We start from the raw sequence: 17140 nt of genomic DNA on the forward strand, positions 1-17140 counted from the left end.
TAAAAAATGATCATCGCTGTGCTGGGAGCTGCCCCTGCGGTGGGGACCTCCACGGTGGCGGCCAATATGGCCACCTTAATGGCCGCCGCCGGGCCGACCATCCTGATCGAACTTTCGGGGCACAACACGCTGCTGAACGCCCTGGGGCTTACCGAAAGGATGCAGGAAGGCAATTACCCCACGGTATTAAACTGGAAGCAGGGATCTTTCCTAAAAACCCGGCAGGGCTTGGATGTTCTGCCCGGATCAGACCGAATGTCTTCCATTGAACCTTCTTTGGGGGTTGAGATCGTCAAGGAGGTCCGCAAAAACTATGAGCATGTGCTTTTGGATTTGGGGCCTTTAAAGGAAGAGAAAGAGGCGCTTTATCAGCAAGCCGGGATGATGACTCTGTTGGTCACGGAATTAAGCGAAAGATGCTTAATTCGGAGGGCTCTGCCGCAAAAGTATCATTTGGTGGTCAATAAGGTCTCGAAGAAAAACATCTACCACCCCAGGGACATGGAACGCTGGTTTCATGTCCCTTCCGGCTTTCATATTCCGGAAAACATTACGGCAGCGAAAAAAGCCATCCAGACCCGGATACCCATCCTCTATTGCGGAAAGAACGTTGCCAAAGCCTATGAGGAGATAGTTTTAGCACTGACCGGAGATTCCAATGAGAAGAATACCTCTTTGCTGAGCTGGTTCCAGGGTAAAGCAAAACGGAGGGACGTGCCGGCAGAAATTGAAACAAAACCGGTGCTCCCAGACCCTGATTTAGTCATAAATGGTGATGAGAATGTGCTTTCACCTACTTTGCCTTTAGGTGATATGGGGCCTCCGCCGGAACAGTCACCGAAAGACCTGCCAATGGAGGATTTGAAAGGAGAGACATATCAGGAAATCACAACCAACACGGTCCGGGCGCTTTCAGACAGGACAACCGATCACTTAACCGGCTGCCTCACCCGGGGAGCGTTGGAAAAGATTTTGTCTGAGTCGAAGGGATACAGCGTCCTGTTTTGTGACCTGGATCATTTCAAATTAATCAATGATACCTATGGCCATGCCGCAGGGGATGAAATCCTCCGGCAGTTTGGGCAGTTTCTCCGGGCTTCCACCCGTCAATCGGATGATGTGATTCGGTATGGCGGCGATGAGTTCTTAATTGTCCTGGCAGATACCCAACTGGATGGCGCGCTGGTGCTGGCGGAAAAAATGTGTATCCGGTGGAACAGCCGAAGATTTCCTTTGATCGGCAACAAGCCGGTCCTGTTTTCCGGCGGCCTGGCACAAAGCGGAACCCATGGCCACTCCCCGGAAGAAATACTGAAAGCCGCCGATGATGCCCTCTACCGCGTAAAGCGTTCTGGACGCGGGCGGGTAGAAGTTGCGGTATCAGTGGCGGTGAAACCGGTTCAATCCAAAGTGACGCTTCCGGAGGACCCGTTGGTCATTCTGAGGGGAGTTGGAGCCGAGGACCTCCTGGAAAGGCTGCAGGCAAAAAACCAAGACCCGGTAACCTGGATTGAGGCTGACCCGGATCAGTCTCAATTGGGCTTCCGGCTGGGGATTGAGCCCGGCCTGCTCTGGAGGCATGACTGGCGCATGGGTCTGGCGGCAGACCCTTTTACCGTACACCCCGTCACCTTTTTCGGGATGGACAGAGAGTTCAGCGATATTGAAGCAAGAGACATCCGGGCACTGATGGATCTGATCCGTCAGTGCCTTAAAAAAAGCCGGGTCATTGTACATACGGGCCTGGATCACTCCCAAATTGCCCGGGCGATCCGCCAACAACAAGACCTGAAGGCCACTTACATTGGAGGGGATGATTTTGATCTATCTTAAAGGCTCAGGCAGCCTGAAAGAGGCCCTGGGGGCTTATCCGTTAACCGAGGATCTAAACGGTGCAACCTGCGTTGTCCTGGAACTGCCGGAAAACCGTTCTGAACTGGCAGCACTTCCCGAAGGAGTGCCGGTCTGGGTGGTCATCACGGGAATGCTTTCTCTGGCGGAGATGAAAGAAATTCAGGCTGTGGGAGCCAAACCCGTCGCCCTTTCCCAGTTGACAGCCGAACTAAGCCAATATACTGAGAGTCAAAGAAATCCGGCCGTTGCCATCTTTGAAGATGATCTTTACTTGAAAGGGCCGGAGATGGCCGGAGAAAGCAGCCGACAGCTGGCAGTGGGCCGGAAAACCAGGAAAAATTCGCAGTGCCACGTGGCCATCTCCTTCTCCACTGCCGGAGGCGTGGGAAAAACCTTTCTGTCCCTGAACCTGGCAGTCTGCACGGCCTTAAAGGGCATTGATGCGGTGGCCCTGGATCTGGATCTGCGTTCCAGTGAACTGGATTTCGCCGCCGGGCTGGTTGATCCGGAGAACCGGAAAAAGGTCATTGACAAAAAGGCCCGGGTTCCCCGGGACGGCTGGATGACGCTGGCCAACTGGCGGGGATTTCCCCGGGACAACCTGAAAGAAAGCATTCTCCGGCACAGCTCCGGACTTTATGTGGTACCGGCCTATCCCACCATCAATACGGAGATACCCGGTCATGAAATTGAAGAACTGATCTGCACCCTAACCGAATCCTTTGACCTGGTGATGATCGACGGAGGCCTGGACTTTGCCCAACCCCATATCCGGACCGCCCTGACCCTGGCCGACACCATTTTTCTGGTGGCCGATCAGGAAATCAAAAGCTTGGGTAAAGTAAGGGAATTTTTAGCCCTGGCCGGTCCGAATCTAAAGCAAAAATCCAAACTGGTTATCAACATGGTCAACCCCCAGGGATATTTTGCCCCGGATGAAGTGGCTTCCCGGCTTCAATATAACGAATACGCCTCCATCCGGATGGACCGGCAGGGGGTTAATACGGCCCGGCGCAGCCGGAGAGCCACAGTGCAGATGAAAGGGTCTCCGGCCGGAGAAGACGTTTGGCAGATCGCCTATCAGCAGTTGCCTTTTTCGTTCTCCGGGGCCAACCGGCCGGATTCCAGGGCCAGTCTCTGGGGCCGGTTAAAAACCCTGCTTTGCATATGGAAAGGAAAAAGGAGGATTAAGGCATGAGGGGAATTTACAGCAACCTGCCGGCAGAAATACTTCAGAAACTGGCCGAGACCGTTGCGCTGCCGATTGCCGGCCATAAGGAAGAGGCCGATGTATTGATCTACCTCTATCAGGGGGCGGATACTCCGGAGATCAGTCAACCGGTCAGAACCCTCCTCATCGTTCCGGTGGATCAGAAAGGGGCCATGGAATACATTGACCAGGCGACCCGGCAGGGGGTGGCAGAAACCAATCTCTTTCTGCTCCAGCCGGGTCAAAAAATATCCACCCGGTCCCTGCAGGAAAAAATCCTGGCGTTTAAAAGCCAGTTCCCAACCGACCCGAATTACCAGCAGGAGCCAAATAAACCCAAACAGACCCGGATTATCGCACTGCTCAGTTTTAAAGGGGGTGTTGGCCTGACCACATTAGCCACCGCCCTGACCTTCCACTACGCTAACTGCGGTGAAAAGGTGGCCCTGGTCGACCTGGGTGAACCCCCATACACGGTTTACTATATGGCCAAACCGCCTCTGGCGGAAGGAAACGGATACCGGTTTGCCCGGACTATCCGGGGCGATATCTATATTCCCCATCCGATCAAAGGTGGGGAAAACCTGTCACCGTTGCTGGAAAAGCTGCAGGGCAGCTACGACCGGGTTATCATTGACTGCCCGCCCCTGACCGGCTCCAAGCATCCGCCGGTAGCCCCCGGGGCCATGAAAATTCTGCTGGTTGATTACGACCTGAGAACACTGGAACAGACTGCAGAAATGCTTAAACAGACCGGATTGGTTCAGGATATGCTGGTAGCCAACCGCATTCCCAGGGTCTATATAGGTACCTATGGTGCTGTGGCGGAGGATATTCTGGGGATGCGACCTCAGCTGGAGATCCCGGCCGATGCCGAAGGATGCCAGGCGGTACTGGACCAGTACCGGCCGGTCAATGATGACCGGGGCAGCGAGATCCTGGCGGCCCGGATTGGCGAAATGGCAGCCCTTTTAAATCAAATTGAAATGAAGGAGAAAGATCATGCTTTCAAACCTGCTCAGAAACTATAAAGTGATGCTCATTCTGGGGGCGGTCTTTGCCCTTTTAACCGCCGTGGCGGCCTCTTATGAATGGAAAAAAATTGCGGGCAACAAAGATGTGCTGGTGGCAGCCGTGGACATCGGTCCCGGCGTCGAACTGACGGCCAAAGAGATTGTTACCAAACCCAAAAACAAACGGGATCTGCCGCAGGATACGGTGTACTCCATAACGGATCTGCAGGGGAAAGCCCCCCGGGGCGTGATTCCCCAGGATACCGTATTAAGACAATCCATGTTCAAACCCATGGAAAGCTTTGGGGCGGAGGGGATGCTCAAGGATTACCCGGGTAGAAAAGCCCTGGCCTTTGGACGGGATCTGGACACCACCGTGGGCGATCAGGTGCAGTCCGGCTCCAGGGTGGATATTCACGCCATTATCACCGGAGCCATTAATGGAGCCGAAAAGAAAAAAACAGTGGCTGAAAATGTACCGGTATTGCTGGTTACTGCAACTGCCAACACCCAAAACAAAAGCAGCGCCGCCGTGGTTGTGGCCTTGACTCCGGAGGAGATTGACAAAATCATGCTGGCCCATGCGGAGTCGGCTAAATTCCTATTTACGCTTTTACCTAAAAATTAAGGAGGTCCTTACATGGCCGGGATGTTAGTCTTTGGAAACCAAAGTTTTGTGGATGAATTTTTAAGCCGCCCCTTTGCGGTTCCGGTTCTGGGGGTTGCCCATGATATGGTAAACGCAACGGACTTCCTGAAGCTGTATGAAGAAGCCGGTGAAGTGGTGGTGGCACTTGGGGTGGATTATGCGCTGGAGATGGCGGAGATCTATCGCAACAAACGTTTTTTTCTGGTACTGGACCAAAAGGATATCACCGCCGACCTTTACCGAAGGGCGGTATCCAGAGGAATTCGGGTGGTTGAAAGAACCTCGGCAATTGAAGCCATTGGTGCGGAAATCGGAAGGAGCCAGGGGGACCGGCATAATCGAAGGATTCTGGAGCCTTCGGTGGCAGCTGCCCTCGAACAAAAAACCATTCTGAAAAAACCCCGAACGATCAAATCCCATTGTCTGTCCATTACCGGTGTCAAAGGGGGCAACACCAAGACAACCACCGCCGTCAACCTGGCGGCCTATGTGGCCTCCTGGGCCAAAAAAGAGGGGATTGATTATCGGGTCTGTCTGGTGGATTGCGATGCCGAAGGAGCCCGCAGTGCCGGCTACCTGCTTGGAATTGCCAGTGCGCCCCAGTCACTCTCGGTCTGGGCCAGCCTGGAGAAAGAGCCCAGCTGGATGGAATTGGAGCAGTTGCTCATCCGCCATGAGGAAACCGGGTTGTACATTCTGCCGGGGCCTCAAAGTTTCCGGGATGCTTTTGATACCGAAATGACCGCAGCGCTGGCTGAACGGGTCATTCATGCCCTCAAGTGGCACTTTGATTTGATCGTCCTGGACGTAGGGCTCTTTGTCAACAATCCCACCGCCATCCGGGCCATGCAGATATCAAGCAAAGTGTTTCTGGTGATTGAACCCACCCTGACGGTCCTTAAGCTGTTGGAAGAGCTGGTGAGGGAAAATACCCTGGGAACCCTGAAAGTGGACTTATCCAGAGTAAAGCTGGTACTGGGGATGACGGACGGTACCTTTACCAAGAAGGATATCGAAAGAAGTTTCGGAATTCCGGTGGCCGTGGAAATCCCCCTGGACCGAACGGTGAGAAAGGCGGAAAATAGCGGGAAATGCATTCCGGCAGCCATCGGATCACCCCACAGTGCCTTTGCCCAGGGCATTGCTTCCCTGGCCCGGGCCGCAGTGGACAACGAACTGCTGCCGTTTTATAAGCCCCGACCTTGGGAGTTTCTGACCAAGATCAAAAACTATCCGTTTCTTAAATTCAAAAAGGCCTAAGGGGGGAATCACCAAGTGCTCACTCATTACAAGCCGATGCCGATTGATCAATTAAGGCATGGCCTTATTGAACGGCTCCGCAATGAAAACCGGCAGGCGCTGAAATATCCGGCCAAGCATAAAGCCTATCTGGAAAGTACCGCCCACATGGTGGCCAGGAGCCAGCAATTGCCTGTAAATATTGAAGATATCCGGGCCGTGGTGAATGATCTGTTAGGCTATGGACCCATTAACTCCATCCTAACCTCCAGTGATGAAATTACGGAAGTGCAGGTCACTTCCTATAACAAGATTTATGTGGAAGAAAACGGAATTCTTTTACCCACCCGGATCAACTTTCGGGATGAAAAGAGCCTGAGAACCATGGCTGAGAAAATCGCCCTGATGTCCGGGCGCAGACTGGACGAATCGACCCCTTTTCTAAACACCAAACTGGCTGACGGAACCCGGGTAAATATCAGCATTCCGCCCATTGCCGGCTCCGGCACCACCCTTTCTTTTCGAAGGTTTCCCCGGTCCTATACCATTCAGGAACTGGTCGCTCTGGGAACCTTAACGGAGGAAGCCTATGCTTACCTGTATGAAGTGATGAAAAACGGATATAACTTTGCGGCAACCGGGGCCATGAGCTCCGGCAAAAGCACCCTGCTGAATGCCCTGATTGGCTTGATCAGTCAAATTCACGGGCCTCATACCAGCATTGTAACCTACGAAGATACCATGGAACTGCAGCCCCGGCACGAGAATATTCGGCAGTTTGAGGCCCGTCCCCCCAATATCGAGGGGAAAGGGGAAATCTCCATCAAACTCCTGGCCCAGACGCATATGCTGCGGACCCGGGCAGACTGGATGATCTTAGGGGAAGCCATGGGGCAGGAGGGATATTATATTGCCAGCATGATGGCCACCGGCCATCCTTCAGGAACCACCTTCCACGCCTATGACTGTGAAGATGCGGTCCTATATCGGATGCCCAGTATGATTATCATGTCGGAAGAAGGGCGGGCGGAAGGACGGGAAGGGGCTCTGGGCAAGACCGCCTCTGCACTGGATGTACTTATTCACTGCGCCAAAATAAAAGAAGGAAACCGGATGGCACGTAAAAGTGTGCAGATTGCGGAAGTATTGAGGAAGAGGCTGCCTGATGGCCGATACCTGCCCGAGGTCCATGAGGTCTTCCGGTTTCAGGAAGGGAAATTACAACAGGTGGCCGATTCCAAACTGCATAAAAAAGTCAGGAGGTGGTACGAATCAACGCCTTTGGCAGTTTAATAGGACTTTCTGTTTTTTTCTTCTTTCTGGCCGGGCTTTTATGGTATCAACGCAGTCCGGTAACAGAAAAACTGAACCAACTCGGTCCGGCCCCTGTCCGGAAAGAACCGGTTCTCTGGCAGAAAATTTTGGGGGTTTCTCTAAGGGGAGACATAAAAGAAAAAGAGTTGTTCAGTGCGGATCTGATCCTTTCTGCCTTTACGGCAGTCTGCCTGTACATCTTCCTTTTGGATATGGTTACCGCCCTTTTAGCCGGGCTGGGTACTTTTTTTATTTTTCCCCGGATGTATGCCCGGTACCGCATCCGAAAATTGCAGCTGGAATTTAACCGGAACCTACCCCGGGCTGTCTACTCCATTACCTCCACCCTGCAGGGAGGCTCAACCCTGCTGCAGGGATTTGGTAATGCGCACCGGGAACTGCTTTATCCGGTCAACCAATTATTTCTGCAGGTGGTTGAGGATACCGAGGCTTCCGTTCCCCTGGAGCAGGCGGTTCAGAACATGGCCGACAAAGTGGGAACATCGGCAGCTTACCTGCTGGCGGACAGCATTGCGCTGATTAAAGAGATCGGTGGAGGAGAGGCGGCCATAAACTTACTGGAGAGTGTGGCGGAAAGTGTCCGGGAAGAAGAGTATATTGCTCAAAAGATCCGGGCCAATACCAGATACCTCCTGGCTGCCTTTGCCTTTTGCACAGCTTTTCCTTTTGGCCTGGCGGCCTTCCTGTCTTTTACTATGCCGGAATATCTGCAGATTATGGCCACCCTCCAGGGAAAAATTCTTACGGCTTTATCAGGGATCATCCTGCTGACGGGGTGGTGGATTGTTTACGGCATCATTAAAAGAACCCGGGAAATGTTGTAAGGGGGAGGGAGTCAACTTGGGTGGAAATTTGGTTTTGATCTTTTTTTCAGCAGTGATCTTCTTCTCGGTTATCGGCTTTCTTTCTTTTCTTTTCCGGTCACCGGTACAAGAAAAATTAGAACGGCTAACCAATCGGGAGACCATAAAACAAAAAGCCTACCGACTGGTCAGAGAAGTGGGGGAATCTCTACAGCAGATCAGCTTTCTGAGAGACATTGTCAATCTGGACCTTCTTGGGGCCAAGCTCCGGATGGCCGGATTAAAAATCGGGCCGGCTGATTTTTTGGGAATCTGGGCATCGTCGATCCTGGGTTCTTTCATCTTAGCTCTGTTAACCCGAAGTGTCCTGCCGGGATTTTTTGTTCCCTTTTTGATCCTTCTTGGAATTGCCGTCCCTAAATCCTATCTGGATAAAGGATACCGAAAAAAGAGGGTGATTTTCAGAAAACAGTTTATTGCTTTTGCTGAAAGAGTCCGGGTGGGCCTTGCCGGCGGGGTTGGCTTTTTTCGGGTCCTCCAGTGGGCCTCTCAATCCAATAGCCTGTTTGCCGGAGAAATCCAAAGAGTGGTGGAAGAGGTTCAGGCGGGAACTTCCCTGGAAGATGCTTTGGATAATTTTGCCAGGCGTATGGATGATCAGGAGGTGATTAATTTTGTGACCACCATAAAAAATGCTGAAAGGAAAGGCGCCTTCGGTTACAGCAAGGCTTTGGCCAGCCTCATCGCCGATATTCGAAAAAGAAGGGGCGCCCAAATTGATGAGGTCGCCAAAATGGCTGAAGTTAAATTGATTTTTCCGGTGGTGCTTACCGTGTTTCCGGCCACCGCCATTTTGCTGCTGGGACCCATGGCTATCTATGCTTTTGCCATATTCTATTGAGAGAAGGTTGTTTCGATGAAAGAGGTACTAAAAAATCAGAAAGGGGTTTTATGGGTGACCCTTTCTTATCTTCTTCTCCCTTTTGGGATTCTGGCCTTAGCCATCCAGATGGACTTTGCCAGGCCTCTGTGGGTTGAGGCGCAGCTGCAGACCGCAGCCGATGCCGGCGCCCTGGCCGGGGCATTGACCGCAGAGGCCTTCCCGGAAAAGGAGGTAGAGGTACAGTATGATGCGTCAGGCAATATCATCGGGATCAACGAAAGGATTGTGGGCTGGAAAACAGACATAACCGATCCGGAAAAGGCCTACCACGCTGCAAAGGAAGCCGTCCAGTGGAATACCCAGTGGCTCTCCTCCAGGGAGGGGGGATTTACCATGCAGGAGGCGTTCAATCCGGATGAAGACTTGTCCGGTGAGAAACTGACCAACGACAGCTATCTGGTAAACCTAAAGGCTCATGTTGCCACTCTGCTGATGGGAAAAATCCAAAAAGCCTATGGTCAGGTTGAAACGGATCAGATAACGGTCAAGGTAACCGGTGTCGGCCAGGCCTTCCCTGTAGTGGAGCCATAGAAAGGAGCAAAGTGGAAGATCATGGTCATTGTTGTTGTGCTCGCCGGGGCTTTGGGGGCTATTCTCGGGAGTTTGGCGGCCTGCCTGGGATACCGACTGCCCAGGGGAATCTCCCCCTGGGGAAGATCCTTCTGCCCGGCCTGTAAACAGGTCTTAGGGCCGGTGGACCTGATTCCCATCCTGGGATATTTTTTTACGAAAAGGCACTGCCGGTACTGCAAAGTAAAAATAAGCCCGATTTATCTGATGCCAGAGATCACGCTGGCATTTTTATCTGCCCTTTTAATGTTTCTTCTTGGGCCGACACCTTTGTATTTTCTTTATATGGTCTTGTTGACGGTCACCGCCATAGCAGCGGTTTCTGACCTGGGGACAGAGATCATTCCCGATTCGTTGATCCTTTCCCTGATCCTATTCGCACTACCCTTTATTCTTTGGACAAAAAGCATTCCGGTCTGGTTTGCCCTGCTGGGAGCCATCACAGGAGTGGCTGCGATGCTTTTACCTGGGCTGCTGACAAAAAAGTATCCGGGAGGAGGGGATATTAAGTTGACTGGGGCCATTGGATTCTATCTTGGTCCCTTTGGAGTTGCCTGCGTTGTTTTACTGGCTGCGGTAACCGGGTTGATTGGCCAGGGATACAAGGGGAAGAGAGAATTTGCCTTTGCTCCCTATCTTTATGTGGGCGTCATCGGAACCGTGTTTATCAGCTTATCCGGGCTGATCAATTGATAGTAGGAGGAGAAAACGATGAAAAAAATTCAGGATATTAAATTTGGGTTGGAGTATAAAATGGCACAGAAGATCCAGGAAGTAAGAGAGGCTTTTAAAAACCAAAAGGGCATAACCATCATGGAGATGTTGACCATCTTAGGTCTTTGCATCATTCTAATTGGCGCAACGTATGGAGTTGCAAAACCGGTAATTACTGAATGGTGGAACGATAAAGTAATGCCTTATTGGGAGTAGAAGCTGCAGAAGGGGAGGGGAAACCTTCCCCTTTTTCATTTAGAGAGGTTAAAAGATAAAAAGAGGATGGTGAATTGTGAGACGTTTTTTGCGTTGTAATAAAGGTTTAACCGAAGTGGAGGCCTTAATTTTATCTCCCTTTATACTCTATTTTTTACTCTTTTTCATAACCATTGGAATGGTTTTTTGGGTAAAAATCGAACTGCCCCATGCCTCCAGGGAGGCGGCCCGACAGGCGGCCGCATTAGGGGAATACGGATTTAATTCAAGACCCTGGAAGACGGCGGTGGAAACTGTTTCAAAAAGCCTGCCGGCCAATTTGAGTGTTGGCACCTCCGGGAATGGGGTAAAGAAAGCTTTCAGCCCCGATTCTCCTAATCCGGATCAGCCGGATGTTTTAGTGGAAAAGATGGAGGGCTACTATACTGCGGTGGTGTCTTATCACATCATTACCCCGGCTCCCGGGATGGCCAAACTTTTAAATCCCAGCGCCGGATGGCTGGAGAAGTACATTACCATTACTAACCGAGCATACTTCCCGGACGAAGGAGGCTAAATCTGCAATGAAACATGGAAAGGATAACCGGGGATTTATAACTATCAAGGTTCTTTTGCTTTCACCCTTCCTATTGTGGCTTGCACTGGCCACCATCACCTTTCTGCAAAAGGAAGTGGCGGAGTATGTAACTGCCAAGGCTACCAGAAATGCTCACCGTATACTGGCGGTAAGCCATGATGCGGAAAGGGCCAAAGGGGTTGCGGTTGATGTAGTTTCCAGGTGCCTGGTGACAGAGTTATCCATACCTGGTTCCACCCGTCCCAAAAAATCTTTTGATCCGGATCATGCCAATTCAATAAAAGATGCTTTACCGGATGTATATACCCAGGATGATGGCAGTGAATGCCTGGTGGGAGTCCGGTATCATGTTGTGGTGCTGGCGCCAGGTATGGGGAAGCTTCTTAATAAAGATGCCGAAATGTTAGAGAAATATATCACTGTGGAGAAGGTGATTAAAGGGCCTCGAGAGATTACACCGCCATAGATCCCATTTTGTAAATCTACGTAATTTACAGCAGGTAAATGTTGAAAGCTACAATGAACATATTAATCAGTCCGGGAAGCCCAAAGGGAATATCCATCACCCACGAAGTGGCTGCGAAACAGATTGACGTAAAGTAAACGCTACCAACTGGCCAAATCTGCCGGTGGGATGGAAATACCAAAATGGTCTTTAATCCACTCTCATCATTAAAGTTTTCATTCAAAAATTTATAGATGGATACTCTGATGAAATCCATTTTGATTTTCACACCGTGATCCTTTGTGTCTTAAGTCTGTATGTAGGAAAAAACTTTAGTTTATAAATTAAAAATGCTTAGGAGGTAATGAGGATATGAATAAAAAGCTTGCTTCTATGATTGTAGGAGCCGCCCTGTTAGGGTGTGTTGTGGGTGCAGTAGGGGATCACTACTACTACATAACGAAACCCCAAAAAATAGCCGCCCAGGAGGCTCAGAAGCAGCAGGAGAGGCTGAACCAGATGGTTCGGCATGCAAAGGTCATCGAAGTCAAACCGGATCAGTTGGTGGTGCATGTGATTAAATCTGGAAATGGACAGGACGAGGGGAAGAAGATCACAGTAAGTATTGATGACCGTACAAACATTCAAAAGGGCAATGAGTTGCTTAACGGGCCGATGATGCCTCCAGTGGATCTGACAAAAGAGCTGAGACCTGAGATGAAAGTTGATTTGATGGTGGATCAGGGGAATAAAGCCGTCGCATTGTATTGGGAGCCGGATAATATTGCTCAGTAATTACTCCTCCTTGGGAGGAAAAGGATACCCCCTGCACCAAGCGTCAAGGGTTTTTCGCGGTATATCTTCCCGGGAACCGTTGGTCCGGTATCCACACAAACCCTTGATCGCCCGGTTCCGGGAGGTGGCCGGAAGTTAATGGGGAAAGGGGCACAGCCCGCAATATAAAATCTTGGGGGGTAGATTCGGTTACTGAAGAAAGACTTTGGATTCGGTTTTCTAAGTGGGAATTAGACTAAAATAAACACGTTTCCGTATTCAGGATAGCCTAATTAATAGTGGATATTTTTATAGTTTTACTTTCTTTTACGATTCCACAAAGGAGATGATATTATTGAACTTCTTAAAAAATAACCGAGGGTTAAGTATTATTGGAGATATGATTTTTTGTTGTTTTTTTTGTTTGGTCCTTTTTACTATTTTTCCTTGTATATTAAGTGCTTCAATAAAATCACAAAAAGGAACTAGATTCTTCTCAGCCTTTCTTGAAAGTTGGAATTCATTACCAAATTATGTTTTGTGGTTCGTATATCTTTTTATTGTTCTAGTAGTTTTAGGCATCTTCTTTGAGTTGGTAATAGAGATGTCAGTATGGGGAATAGGCAGATTACCTTACTCAAAAGTTGTCGAATTCGTGAATACTACCAATTTCCTTGGCTTAAGAAAATATACGTTTCAGAATCCCTCTTTGTCGATCGAATTACTAAAAGAAGCAAATCGTAACGAGCTAAAATATGCTGTTAAGCATCCCAAATGTCCTGAGAAAATAAAATCTAAATATAAGAAGTTTCAAAGAATGGGATTATTAATATGATACAAAGAATTTGAAAAGTAGGGAAACCCTGCTTTTTTTGTATCCAAGGAGGAAGATGATTTGAAGAGATGGTCTATATGGGGCATCCTGGTATGTCTCTTTTTGGTTCCTGGTACAGCTCATGCCGGGCCAAAAGCGAATGAGGAAGTAATCGGCAGCAGTATCATTTCCAGCTACTATGCAATCTGGAATTATCCAAATCAACCGACCCGATACCAGGCCATGCCTACGGGCGGTTCACAACTGGGCAACCTTTCCCTGGGGCAATCGGTTCCCAGCTATTATGCGGACTATGGCTTTCCGTTTGGGGATAAAGTGAGTCAATATAAAAATATCCGGGTGGAAGTGGTCAATCCGGAGAATATTTCATCTACAGAGTACGGGAAGGCGAATATTTGGAGAAGTGGATTAAGTCACGATGTTTTTTTAGAGAAATATATAAACTGTATGCCAACCGGTTTTAATGTAAGCCTGGCCAGCAGTGAGAGCCAATACAACAGCGTAAGGGTAAAGTGGGATCTGAATTTAAATTATGTGGATGAGTCCCACAGCAGACGTGCGGTTGATATTAAAAGCGATCCTACGGCCATAAATTACTACGTTCCCACCTGGGGCAGCTCACCGCCCTCCGGGTTTGCCGAATCGACCTTAGCTTGGTTGTGGACCTTACCCGTGCAGCTCATCTGGTATGGCGAACCCATCCGGCCTCATGATTTGCAGTTTACTGATGCGGCACCTACGTTATTTGGCAACATTGAAGCTGGGAAAACGGTGACCGGGAACATTCGATTGAAAAATTTTACTTCTTGGCCAACTCTTCCGTCCACGACTCAATTCCGGGTCTACACCTGGGCGCAGGGAGATGCGAAACCCCTGCTGCACAATACAAAGAATATCAGCCTTGGCGGCCTTTCCAACGGGCTTTTTTCTTTTCAATTCACATGCCCGGGCAAACCGTTTATTTTGATATTAACTGCCGATATGTACCACAACGGGCGGTGGATCAATGAACCTCTAACTGTTACGACCAGCAGCGGCCCGGTCTGCAAACTGGAGGAAGAATATGTCCGAAACAAAGTGGAAGTGCCCCTGGTCCCTGGCTCCGGTGGTGCCGGACAGCCCTCCAACCTGTCGGTAACCAAGATGGAACTACAGACCCCAGAAGGCAACCCGGTGGGTGGGTACGTGACGGTCAATACACCGTATAAAGTCCAGGCTCAGTTCAAATCCACCTTTGATCAGCCCGGCTGGGCGAAGATCCGCCTTTATGAGAAGCGCAGCACAGGGACCATGCTGCCAAAAGACGAATCAAACGCTTATTTCAGTGCCAACGGAGAAGTCTCAAAGACCTGGGACTGGACCGGGCTTTCGACCAACGTAACCCTCTATGCCACCGTCTCCTATCGCTGGTGGGACCAGCAGAGTCAATGGGTTGAGGAATTGTTCAACGATCAACGGGAAACCACCTACGCCGATAACAAAATGGAACTAAGCACTACCGGCACGGATATTCCAGAAGGACCACCCACACCGGGGAATTGGGCCTATCCAGTCTACTATCACCCGGTTGTAGAGGAAATGATTCCGATATATGGAACCATCGAGCACCGCCATGTGGTTCCTGGATGGGTAGAGATACCCTATACCCATCAAGATAAAGAAGCCCGGATTCGAGTCCGGTTGATCGAATAAAAGGGGTGTTTCAAATTGAAAAAACAACTTCTCAAAATTTTAACCCTTACCCTTATAATTGCCTGTCTGGGGGCGGTTCCTTTACAGGCAGAAACGAAACATATGCAGTGGATTACCATCCAGAATCTTAAAGATCGCAATGGGAATCCACTGAGTGATCGAAATGTGTACGGGTATTTTCAGGACTTTGGTTCCAATCAAATCTTCGTTGAATGCGACAGCACAGGAAAGCCCTCCGGGAGATGCTACTACAATACTCAAGAGATCAAGGTGACCACCGAGGAGGTAGTGGTCGATTATCAAAAAAAGAAATATGAGGATTGGACTAAGACTAAGAGAGTTGATCCGGTAGATGTCACCCTGATGGCTCCCAATGTTATGACCGGAACCTCCTGGGATTGGGATTATTATGACCAAACCGGAGAGATGCGTTCTCTGGCCAAAGGGCCGGTGCAGTGGCCAGGTAATACCGGAGCTTATTTAATCCCTGGTTCTGACCCGGACTACTGGTTAATTGTCGCCAAAGTTTACAATCCCAATCCTTTTTCGGTGAAAGCAACTGTTTCGGTTGATCTCAGCGATTGGCGGAATGGGTTTTCTGAATATGATAACAACAATGCTTTGGCTTTGACCAAAAACGTGGATGTGATCTTGGAGGCCAATGACACCAAATTTGTCCTAATCAACCGGGGGAAAAAGTATCCGATCATCGGAGAAGAGATTGAATGGCGTTCCGAAGTCAATATGGATGCCTGGTCTGAAGCCTATTATACCGCCTCGGTCACAGAGAATTTGGACCCCGAACTGCCGGACAGCCTAAAACCCAACAAGGGTTTTATTTCTTTTACCAATTATTCTGGCAAGCCTCCAGAACCCAACAATCTCAGTGGGGGCTATACCATGACTCATTATATCCGATGCTATCCTGAAGGCGTTTCGTCGAACAGCTCAAACTACTGGCTTTTCGATGGGACGGTTTCCCTCGTTCAAACCGGATGGGCAGTGACCCCTGGTAGCAGCAGCAAAAATCCTGATTTGGCGAAACAGAAGATGGAAACGTTTTTCTCCGGACGGGCGCCGGACCAGGTGCCCTATGTCGATCATGACGGGAACTCAAAGATCATTGATAACATTCGATTCTCCAAGCTCGAGAATAATGGGGTTCAGGTTTCAAATCCACAGCAGAACTACTTTGACAATCCAGGGCCGGTTTTAGTTGATTATACTAACGCCGCAGATTATAACCTTAACGTCAAGGTGTTGAGTACCGACGCGCCAGGATATGCTGGATGGATCGACAGTCTTCCGGTTCTGAAATATGAGCTGACGTTTCTAGAATTTTATCGATTCCAACCCACCGTGGGGACTGATGTAGGGAAGCTGGTAAAAGAAGTGATTCCAGGCTATATCGTAAGGGCCTCCACGATTAATCGGCCTTACTTTGAAATTACAGATACCTACACCGATTACAACATAACCCTTGTGAAAGCTAGCCGGTCGGAAAACAATTATTACAGTGTTAAAATACAACATTACGTGACGATCCGAGGTATAAACAATTCACAAGTCCGAGTAACCTTCCCAAACTGTTCTCTGGCATCTCCAAATTTCTGGGCCGGCAAGGGGGGGATCGACGCCTACCTGGATGACCGGATCGGATATAACGTGAATGTCATTCCGAACATTTCGGATCAAAGTTCCGGGTTGTTGAACACCTTCTCCTTGGGTGATATAACCCTAGAACCCGGTGAAAGCAAGGTTGTATATAGTGGTCCGGTTACTTCCGAGATTATGGTATATCAAACAGTCGGACGGGGAGAGGGGTATAGTCCTTTGTACCTTAATCAAACATATGTTGATGATGCTGTTAGAAACGTAGCACCTAGCTATTTTAGCTGGGTTGGAGAGATGGCTTTTCTTAGCACTGGAAATCAAATAGTCATTAATCCCAGTGGTTCGGATGTGTTAAGTTTAAATAATGCCTACGCCAAATATAAAGACAAAAAAGACTATAAATATAAAGATATTGGCTTTGTGGCATTGGATGGCCCCAAGTTTATACGAAAGCTGTCCTATTTTAATGGAGAAGGTTTGGCCATGAAGGCATCGGATGAAGTCTGGGCCCAAATCATGGCCAATAAAATTTTGACTAGCAGAGTGAATCCTTCAGTCAGTTCAACCATGTACGCCGCCTTCTGGCCTGCCATGACTTACGTGAGCAAAACCGGGTGGAGCTGCAGCTTAAGTTACTACAATATTTTTTATTAGGAG

17 protein-coding genes are annotated in these 17140 nt (G+C 49.4%); all 17 read left to right on the top strand.

Features of this window, described 5'->3' with window-relative positions; all coding sequences use genetic code 11:
• Positions 1-6: 6 nt before the first annotated feature.
• The 17 genes from DESRU_RS19710 (at position 7) to DESRU_RS03440 (ending at position 17137) form a co-directional block, all read left to right on the top strand.
• Positions 7-1833 (top strand): diguanylate cyclase, encoded by a 1827-nt coding sequence (locus DESRU_RS19710; RefSeq protein WP_013840716.1) that lies wholly within the window; start codon positions 7-9, stop codon positions 1831-1833.
• Entirely contained in the window at positions 1820-3052 is a 1233-nt protein-coding gene (locus tag DESRU_RS03360; RefSeq protein ID WP_013840717.1) for a CpaE/TadZ family protein, read from the top strand. Before DESRU_RS19710 ends, DESRU_RS03360 begins: the two co-directional genes overlap by 14 nt.
• A complete protein-coding gene (locus tag DESRU_RS03365) occupies positions 3049-4095 on the top strand; it encodes a nucleotide-binding protein (RefSeq protein WP_013840718.1) in 1047 nt (348 codons plus the stop codon). The genes DESRU_RS03360 and DESRU_RS03365 overlap by 4 nt, the downstream gene beginning before the upstream one ends.
• Entirely contained in the window at positions 4067-4705 is a 639-nt protein-coding gene (gene cpaB / locus DESRU_RS03370; protein ID WP_013840719.1) for a Flp pilus assembly protein CpaB, read from the top strand. The genes DESRU_RS03365 and cpaB overlap by 29 nt, the downstream gene beginning before the upstream one ends.
• A 12-nt stretch (positions 4706-4717) precedes the next feature.
• The gene (locus DESRU_RS03375) at positions 4718-5986 is read left to right on the top strand and encodes a CpaE/TadZ family protein (protein WP_013840720.1); all 1269 of its coding nucleotides are present in this window, start codon (positions 4718-4720) and stop codon (positions 5984-5986) included.
• A 15-nt stretch (positions 5987-6001) separates the two neighbouring features.
• A complete protein-coding gene (locus DESRU_RS03380) occupies positions 6002-7258 on the top strand; it encodes a TadA family conjugal transfer-associated ATPase (protein WP_013840721.1) in 1257 nt (418 codons plus the stop codon).
• Entirely contained in the window at positions 7228-8124 is an 897-nt protein-coding gene (locus DESRU_RS03385) for a type II secretion system F family protein (RefSeq protein WP_013840722.1), read from the top strand. Before DESRU_RS03380 ends, DESRU_RS03385 begins: the two co-directional genes overlap by 31 nt.
• Positions 8125-8140: 16 nt before the next feature.
• On the top strand, positions 8141-9004 hold the full coding sequence (locus tag DESRU_RS03390; protein ID WP_013840723.1) for a type II secretion system F family protein: 864 nt from the start codon (positions 8141-8143) through the stop codon (positions 9002-9004).
• Positions 9005-9019: 15 nt separating this feature from the next.
• Positions 9020-9577: a hypothetical protein gene (locus DESRU_RS03395; protein WP_013840724.1), complete on the top strand. Its 558-nt coding sequence runs from the start codon at positions 9020-9022 to the stop codon at positions 9575-9577.
• Between the two features lie 21 nt (positions 9578-9598).
• Positions 9599-10309: a prepilin peptidase gene (locus DESRU_RS03400; protein WP_013840725.1), complete on the top strand. Its 711-nt coding sequence runs from the start codon at positions 9599-9601 to the stop codon at positions 10307-10309.
• A gap of 18 nt (positions 10310-10327) precedes the next feature.
• Positions 10328-10546, top strand: a complete 219-nt coding sequence (locus tag DESRU_RS03405; protein ID WP_013840726.1) for a hypothetical protein — start codon at positions 10328-10330, stop codon at positions 10544-10546.
• Between the two features lie 76 nt (positions 10547-10622).
• Positions 10623-11102, top strand: a complete 480-nt coding sequence (locus DESRU_RS03410; RefSeq protein WP_013840727.1) for a TadE/TadG family type IV pilus assembly protein — start codon at positions 10623-10625, stop codon at positions 11100-11102.
• A 7-nt stretch (positions 11103-11109) separates the two neighbouring features.
• Positions 11110-11589, top strand: a complete 480-nt coding sequence (locus tag DESRU_RS03415; RefSeq protein ID WP_013840728.1) for a hypothetical protein — start codon at positions 11110-11112, stop codon at positions 11587-11589.
• Between the two features lie 351 nt (positions 11590-11940).
• Entirely contained in the window at positions 11941-12363 is a 423-nt protein-coding gene (locus DESRU_RS03425; RefSeq protein ID WP_013840730.1) for a hypothetical protein, read from the top strand.
• 334 nt (positions 12364-12697) lie between these two features.
• Positions 12698-13177, top strand: coding sequence for a hypothetical protein (locus tag DESRU_RS03430; RefSeq protein WP_013840731.1), 480 nt, complete (start codon positions 12698-12700; stop codon positions 13175-13177).
• Between the two features lie 60 nt (positions 13178-13237).
• The gene (locus DESRU_RS03435; protein WP_013840732.1) at positions 13238-14869 is read left to right on the top strand and encodes a hypothetical protein; all 1632 of its coding nucleotides are present in this window, start codon (positions 13238-13240) and stop codon (positions 14867-14869) included.
• Positions 14870-14884: 15 nt separating this feature from the next.
• The gene (locus tag DESRU_RS03440; RefSeq protein ID WP_013840733.1) at positions 14885-17137 is read left to right on the top strand and encodes a hypothetical protein; all 2253 of its coding nucleotides are present in this window, start codon (positions 14885-14887) and stop codon (positions 17135-17137) included.
• Positions 17138-17140: the final 3 nt, after the last annotated feature.

This window comes from Desulforamulus ruminis DSM 2154, from assembly GCF_000215085.1.
Taxonomy (GTDB): Bacteria; Bacillota; Desulfotomaculia; order Desulfotomaculales; family Desulfotomaculaceae; genus Desulfotomaculum; species Desulfotomaculum ruminis.

Bases quoted from the DNA above. Each gene is read 5' to 3' on its own strand.
- DESRU_RS19710 (WP_013840716.1), top strand. From the start codon at position 7: ATGATCATCGCTGTGCTGGGAGCTGCCCCTGCGGTGGGGACCTCCACG.
- DESRU_RS03365 (WP_013840718.1), top strand. From the start codon at position 3,049: ATGAGGGGAATTTACAGCAACCTGCCGGCAGAAATACTTCAGAAACTG.
- cpaB (WP_013840719.1), top strand. From the start codon at position 4,067: ATGCTTTCAAACCTGCTCAGAAACTATAAAGTGATGCTCATTCTGGGG.
- DESRU_RS03375 (WP_013840720.1), top strand. From the start codon at position 4,718: ATGGCCGGGATGTTAGTCTTTGGAAACCAAAGTTTTGTGGATGAATTT.
- DESRU_RS03395 (WP_013840724.1), top strand. From the start codon at position 9,020: ATGAAAGAGGTACTAAAAAATCAGAAAGGGGTTTTATGGGTGACCCTT.
- DESRU_RS03400 (WP_013840725.1), top strand. From the start codon at position 9,599: ATGGTCATTGTTGTTGTGCTCGCCGGGGCTTTGGGGGCTATTCTCGGG.
- DESRU_RS03405 (WP_013840726.1), top strand. From the start codon at position 10,328: ATGAAAAAAATTCAGGATATTAAATTTGGGTTGGAGTATAAAATGGCA.
- DESRU_RS03415 (WP_013840728.1), top strand. From the start codon at position 11,110: ATGAAACATGGAAAGGATAACCGGGGATTTATAACTATCAAGGTTCTT.
- DESRU_RS03425 (WP_013840730.1), top strand. From the start codon at position 11,941: ATGAATAAAAAGCTTGCTTCTATGATTGTAGGAGCCGCCCTGTTAGGG.